This window comes from Streptococcus sp. GMD6S (assembly GCF_000297015.1).
The window spans coordinates 1-7,040 of the sequence record NZ_AJRH01000287.1 but is presented as its reverse complement, the minus strand read 5'-3'; the positions used below and the strand labels follow the sequence as shown (position 1 = coordinate 7,040).

At 43.3% G+C, this 7,040-nt stretch carries 2 protein-coding genes; both read right to left on the bottom strand.

All coding sequences use genetic code 11. From position 1 onward, the window contains the following. A partial coding sequence (locus tag GMD6S_RS10695) for a G5 domain-containing protein (RefSeq protein WP_237739132.1) occupies positions 1-1,133 on the bottom strand: 1,133 nt, incomplete at its 3' end. Positions 1,134-1,382: 249 nt separating this feature from the next. Next, positions 1,383-7,040, bottom strand: a 5,658-nt coding sequence (locus tag GMD6S_RS10690) for a ZmpA/ZmpB/ZmpC family metallo-endopeptidase (protein WP_000308421.1), incomplete at its 5' end; no start/stop codon positions are given.

The window sequence follows — 7,040 nt, the reverse complement described above, 5'->3', positions numbered from 1 at the left end:
TGGCCAACTGGCAAGCTATCACTCTCTACTCGTTCTCGAGTGTAGGGTTCTGCTACCGTCGTGGTAACATCTTTTTCTTCAACTTTTAAGCTTGGAACTTCATTTACAGGAGCATCTGTTGGTTTTTCACTAACGGACTCCTCTGGGCTTGGTTTTGTAGGAGAAAGGACCTTGCTTCCGACTTTTCTAATCTCAGAAGTAGGCTCAGTCGTTACCTGATTGGAAACCTCCTCTGTATGGATCACCTGACCATTTAAAATGTAGCTGCGGGTCACAATGGTACGACTACCATTTTTCCCTGCCTGAATCACCTCAGTTTGACCTTGTGGCAAATCAGCTGCTTCTACTTCCTCTACTTGGAAAGGAATGATCTCTGTACGACTCGTATCTTTACTCTCAACCTTTAACTCTGGTTGTTCAAAGACAGGAGCTTCACTTGGTTTCTGAGCACGATACTCTTCCTGCGCTTGACTTCCGTTTGAAGTTTGAACTGGAGTATCAATAGGAGCCGAATGATTCAACTCTTTCTTGCCATCAAGTGGAGAGTTTACTTCTTTTTGAGATTTCAAATACCCTACATATTGGTAGCCTTCAATCGTAAGTGGGGATTGCAATGTTTCCCCGACCTGTACAGTCAATTCCTGATTATAGTCTGCCAGCATTTGATTTGTCAAAGCCAAGGAAGTTGGCGCGATCAGCTGACTTCCTAGACTGGTCAAGAGCATGAAAGAAGCTAGCTTTTTGCGATCATCTCTGCCCAGTTTAATCGCTACGACCAGTAGTACAATACCTGCCCCCGCTGCAATTGAGCTAAAGAGTTGGCTGTGACCAGTTGCAGGCAGCTGTCTCGTCGGACGATAAATCAAATAGTAAGTATCATCTGTTTCCTCAGCAAACTGTGGCAATTCTTTGACTACCAACTGCTTTTCTTGGTCCGTGAGTTCACTCTCTGTCACGTACTTATAGTGAATCTGTTTTGTGACGGATGGCGTCTGTTCACTGGCTGCTACACTAGCAAGAGAACCTCCTCCACTAAAAAGGTAGAAAACCCCTACCAGAGCAGAAACTAGACCAACCGAAACTTTTCTCAATGAAAAACGCTGGTGCTTTTCTCCTAAATAACTTCTTTTCATTCCTAATCTTTCCTTCATCATGATTTGAATCCCCTCTATTCTACCGAAATTTACTAGATTATTCAATTTATTTGCTATAAATAATAGCCACAAAAAACTGCTAATCTTTTCAGTTCATTTGCGCTTTCAAAATTCTTATCTTATCAGGTCTTGAATGCACAAACAAGATCATGGAGAAACCACAGAAAAATTCCTAGGTAGCCTTAAACCTAGGAATTTTTCAAATTTTAATCAAACAGAATCGTTTCCTTATTTCTTGAAAATAGACTGTCTGAAGTCGTCTGTCTCACGAAGATAAGCGTTGTAAATCTTCTTCTTGAGCAGGTTGACCCAGCTAGCTTCGACACGGTTAGTAGCATTGGAAATGTTGCGTACATCCTCTGCTACTGCTGCATCCATCAACTGCTGCATCTCTGCATAAGAACGAATGGTTACTTTCTTGGTACTATTTGGATTTCTGAGTTCGTACTCAATAGTGATTGGTTTGAGCTTGGTTAGCTTATCAATCCGCTCTTGGTACATAGCCTTCTTGAAGGCTGCCCAAGAGGTGTATTCACCTTTAAATACATTTTCCAAGACTTTCTGGTCCGTCACGAGACCGACATCTCTTCCAGACCATCCGTCCCACGTTTTCTTCCCTTCATCGAAAGCTTCCTGAGAGTACTGACCAGAAACATAAGGGACAAATCCGTCATGATAGCCCTTGGCTGCCAGTAATTCATAGGCTGTGCGACGGAACATAACGTCACCAGGTGCTCCATTTGGATTGCTCAAGGCTGAGTAAATTGGTGAGAAGAGGCTGAGACTGAGGTAGCCATTTCGACCATATTTCCCACTTTCCTTATTCTCCCGACGAGTGATCACATCATTTTCAATCAGAGAGTCAAAGGTCTTCAGCTGCTTGATTTCCTCAGCTGTGAAGCTTCGCGTCTGGTTACCTGCGTGGGTCTCCTTGCCATACTTATCTGTAATATAGTAATTCTCCATCTTCCTGAACCACTGTAACTTGGCAGCATCACTCTGCTTCAGCATAGAAGTACCTTCTAGATAGTCCAAAGTGTAAATCATGTCAAACATACCATGGACATAGTGTTGTAGGTCTGCTTCATTTTGAACACGTTCCTTGAAATTATAGGTATGCATACGTGTCTTAGAATCCTTATCCACCTTGAAGAGAGTATTGAGCGTAATGGTTGGTTCATCTGCGCTCGGTGAAGACTGCAAGAGTCCGCGAGCATAGAGTTCCGCACCCAAGCCCTCACGACGACCATAACCTTCAAAGTAAATAGCACCGTCAGAGTTATGGGTCATTTCATGGGTGTAGACAGAGTTTCCATAGTCTTCCAACAATTTAGCAGCATCAAAGTGAGTTACACTACCCGTAGCATAGGCATTATAGCCCTTGCTTGGATACCACTTGCCAGCTGGTCCAAAGAATTCCTGCATAGCCTGTGATTTTTTGTCATTAGCTGGAGCCCAATATCTTTGACCATTCTTGTCAACCAATGAGAATCCATCATAAACCAGAACCGAACGGAAGAGCTTGTCCTTGCTTTCTGGACTCAGAATCTTATACCAGAAATCATAGTGGTCGCGCTGATATTCAGCTGTTTTTCTCACTCGGTCTTCGACATATTCAGCTAGCTCAGCGTCTGTGCGCACCCTGTTATTAGCATCCAGGCGGTAACGATCATAAGCTCCCATAGAGAGGGTAGACATATTAGAGATAGCATAGACACCCTTCTCCGTCATGGTCAAGAGTGGCAGGAGCATGCCCTTGTGTTCCCAATTATCTGCAGTAATCTTGTCGTACACACCGACAGAGTACTTGCTCTTGCCCTCGGCTGCGTCCTGAAGCTTTCTCGCTTCTGGCACATCGGACTTAGCCTCAACAATATAGGCTTTTGTATTGGTCTTGAGCCATTCATTATTGGTCTTGTATGGTAGGAAGAGCTGACGATAGCCTTCAAGGTAATTGAAGAGTCCTCGTTTTCCAGTTGCTTCAGAGAGCGAATTGTCATAAGCTGTATAGTTATTTTTAGCCTTGAGATTCTCCAATCCTGATTTCCCTAAAGCAATGATTGTATCTAAAGTCGAAACATCATTCTTACCGTAGAAATCCAACTTGTAAGCCGACAAGTCCTTAACATTAAAGTTGTCATAGTTGATATTGTACCATCGGTTAAGGTAAGTCAAACCTAATAGGAAAGCTTCCTTATCAGCAAGAATCTTCTTAACAAGATAATCCTTAACTACTTCACCTTCAGTATTGATAGCCTTATCCATAGCCAGAACTTTTCGTAGTTCTGTTGACAGTTTGCTTTTCACTTGCGTAAATGCGGTGTCTAAGTATAATTCATCTAAAGAAGTATCTGCTGCTACACCGAGAGCTGTTCGCATAGCTGGCGAATCAAGAACGACTTTGTTTAGCTCTGGCAAGACTTGATTTAGAATACTAGTATAATCTGATACAAAGGCTTCTGGAGTATACAAAAGGTCTAATCCCTTCATTCTATACTCAGCAATACCTTGGTTGACGAAATCTCCCTGATAAGATATTTCTAGGTAGTCAATAGTATTGTCCATGTAGTGCAGCATCAAACGATTGATTGCTGTTTTATTGCCATGGATATCAGTGATAACCTGGTCACCCTTCATCGGAACAACATCCAGTAGGTACTCCTTGTTCAACTTATGCTCTTTCGGAATCTTGTTCGCAAACGAAACAATGGTTTCTTTATTGTAGAAAGGAAGCAGTTTCTCCATATTTGCATAAGAATATCCGCGGTCGAACTGAGCATTGTTTACCTCACCATAGTCGACAAAACGCATATTTAGATTCGTGTCATCTAGGCTAGTTGTTATGTCCATAGCAGTCAGTTTTTCTTCCATTTCTTCTTGAGTAATGGTAGAAGTAACAAACTGATCGTTTTTCAAGGTTTCACTCTTGGTAACTTTATATGCTTGCGTAATGCGGTCGTTTTTGTAGCCCTGATCCCCAGAAATACTGTAAACATTTGTACCGCTAACATTACTGATCACATTATCAACTAAACCATTAAAGTAGTTCGAGCCGACCACTCCACCGATTTGACCGTTAGTGGTTGAATTATATAGTTTTCCTGTCACATAAGATTTGGTAATTCGAGCGTTGTTTTCTAGACGTCCAACCAAACCACCGATACGTTGTTCATTTGATCGAGCACCACTAATAATCGTTACATCTGCTTTACTTTGGCTAAGAAGAGATTCTCCTCCTTTAAGGTTTGCAACCAAACCACCTACATTATAAGCTTTGATGTGTTGACTGTTAGATAGGATAGTTCCCGTAAAGGAACTATTCGTGATTTTCGTATTGGTTCCATTAACTACAAGACCCGCTACGTTAGAGGCGTTTCCTACTACCGATACTCTCCCCTGAACAGAAACATCTGTGATTCGCGCATTCTCCGCATTACGTGCCAGCGCAGCCGAGTCATAGGTACCCTCGATATTCACATCTTTAAAGTCGATATTGGTAATAGAAGATCCGTTCTTGAGGTTTTCAAATAAAGGTTTGGCTAGATTATAAATGGCATATTGCTTGCCATTTTGACTACCTGTCAGACTACCGGTGAAGTTCCCTTTGAGGTAGACATAATCCGCAGGAGCTAGGTTGACCTCGCTCGCATCCAAATCAGCTCCCAGAACATAATTTCCTGCCATATTTCGCTTCATAGCGTCTACCAATCCAGCAAAGCTGGTGTAGACGTTTTGCTGACTTGGGACCACCTTACTGATGTAGAAGTCGTGCCCAGACTTGTAGCCCGCTTCACTTTCTTGGACGAGTTCAGGAAGGGTTACATTAACCTTATAGACTGCCTTGCCATCTTTCTCTGCTTCAGAAATGCTGTGAACTGGTAGGAGAATTTCCTTGGATTCGCTTGACTTGATTTTGACGAAGTAGGTAGACAGATCCGTAGGCATAGAGCTCATCGATACAAAGCGCTTGTATTGGTCATTTTCTTTATGATAAAACTCAACGGAATCAATATCACGGAAGGCAATCTTCTTGTATTCTAGCTCAAAGTTACGACTGTCTGTTTCAAACTCAGTAAAGCTGCCATTATCCAGTTCATAAGTCAACTTGGTTTTTAGAGTGTAGCCTGTGTAGTAGTCTAGGTCGCCAATTTTCAAGCTGCCAGCGAAGTTGGTAATTGGAAGGGTGCGAATCAGCTGGTCTCCCTGGTACAATTCTGCAGTCGCTGAACGGAAGGACTGGGTCTGGTCTTCCAATCTATATTGGACCGTCACCGACTTATCATCAGCATTCTCAGTCAGACTTAGAATGGAAACAGTCGGCTTGACTTTAGGCACTCCATTTAGAGCTTCTTTGGCTGCTGTCAGGCTAGCAAGAACTTGATTGACCTGTACTTGTGTAGCAGTTTGATTGTTCAAAACTCCCTCTGCCTTGGTCAATTCGTCAGTATAAGCTGTCTGCTTTTCTGAATCCGCATTCTTATATTTAACCGAAGTTTTAACTCTTGGATTTAAATCGTACTCAGTCTGAAGAGCTGTTTTAACAACTTCAGGACCACTTAATTGAGCCTTGGCTTGATTGATTTGTTCCGCCAGTTGATTGACTTCTGATTGGCTGGCTTGGGATTGACTCAGAATCGTTTGACCTGCCGTCAAAGCAGCATCATAGTTAGCTTGATGACTCTGACTATCGTTGAAATAACGGGCCTGAGCTTTAATCTGATCCGCTTCTGCCAAGAGATTATGCAGTGAAATTAAATCGAACTCTTCTAAAGCGTCTGCTTTCGGTGGATCGTTCGGTACCATGTTTGGCTTAGCCGTGCCGACCTTGACCACTTGCGTTACGGGAGCTAGAGTTTCCTCATTGGACAATTCTTGGCGGTCAACCTCTTGACCGTTAGAACTGTAGACGCGAGTCTTAATAGTTCGTTCGCCTTGGACTCCTGGAGTGGCGATTTGACGAGCATCTCGAACAAGCTCATCGGTTTCTTCTTCACGAATGTTAAAGTTGATTTTTTCAACGCGCGTTTCGTCGGTATAAGTCAACGGATACTCTGGTAAAGCATCTGCTTTCGGTGCATCACTTGGTACCATATTTGGTTTAGCTGTTCCGACTTTGACAATTTGCGTTACAGGAGCTAGGGTTTCCTCATTAGACAACTCTTGGCGGTCAACCTCTTGACCGTTAGAACTGTAGATACGAGTCTTAATCGTGCGCTCTCCCTCAACACCTGGTGTTGCGATTTGGCGCGCATCTTGAACAAGCTCATCGGTATATTGCTCCTCGATATTGAAGGCTATTTTCTCTACGCGGGTTTCATCTATATATGTCAGCGAATACTCTGGTAAAGCGTCTGCTTGCGGTGGATCGTTCGGTACCATGTTTGGTTTAGCCGTACCGATCTTGACCACTTGCGTTACGGGAGCCAGAGTTTCCTCGTTGGACAACTCTTGGCGGTCAACCTCTTGACCGTTAGAACTGTAGACTCGAGTCTTAATGGTCCGTTCGCCTTGGACTCCTGGAGTTGTGATTTGACGAGCATCTTGAACAAGCTCATCAGTTTCTTCTTCACGAATTGTGAAGTTAATTTTCTCAACCCGAGTTTCGTCGGTATAAGTTAGTGGATACTCTGGTAGAGCTTCCGCTTTCGGTGCTTCATTTGGCACCATGTTTGGTTTAGCCGTGCCGACCTTGACGATTTGTGTGACAGGAGCCAGAGTTTCCTCATTGGATAATTCTTGGCGGTCAACCTCTTGACCGTTAGAACTGTAGACACGAGTCTTGATAGTTCGTTCGCCTTGGACACCCGGAGTTGTGATTTGGCGGGCATCTTGAACAAGCTCATCCGTATATTGCTCTTCGATATTAAAGGCTATTTTCTCTACGCG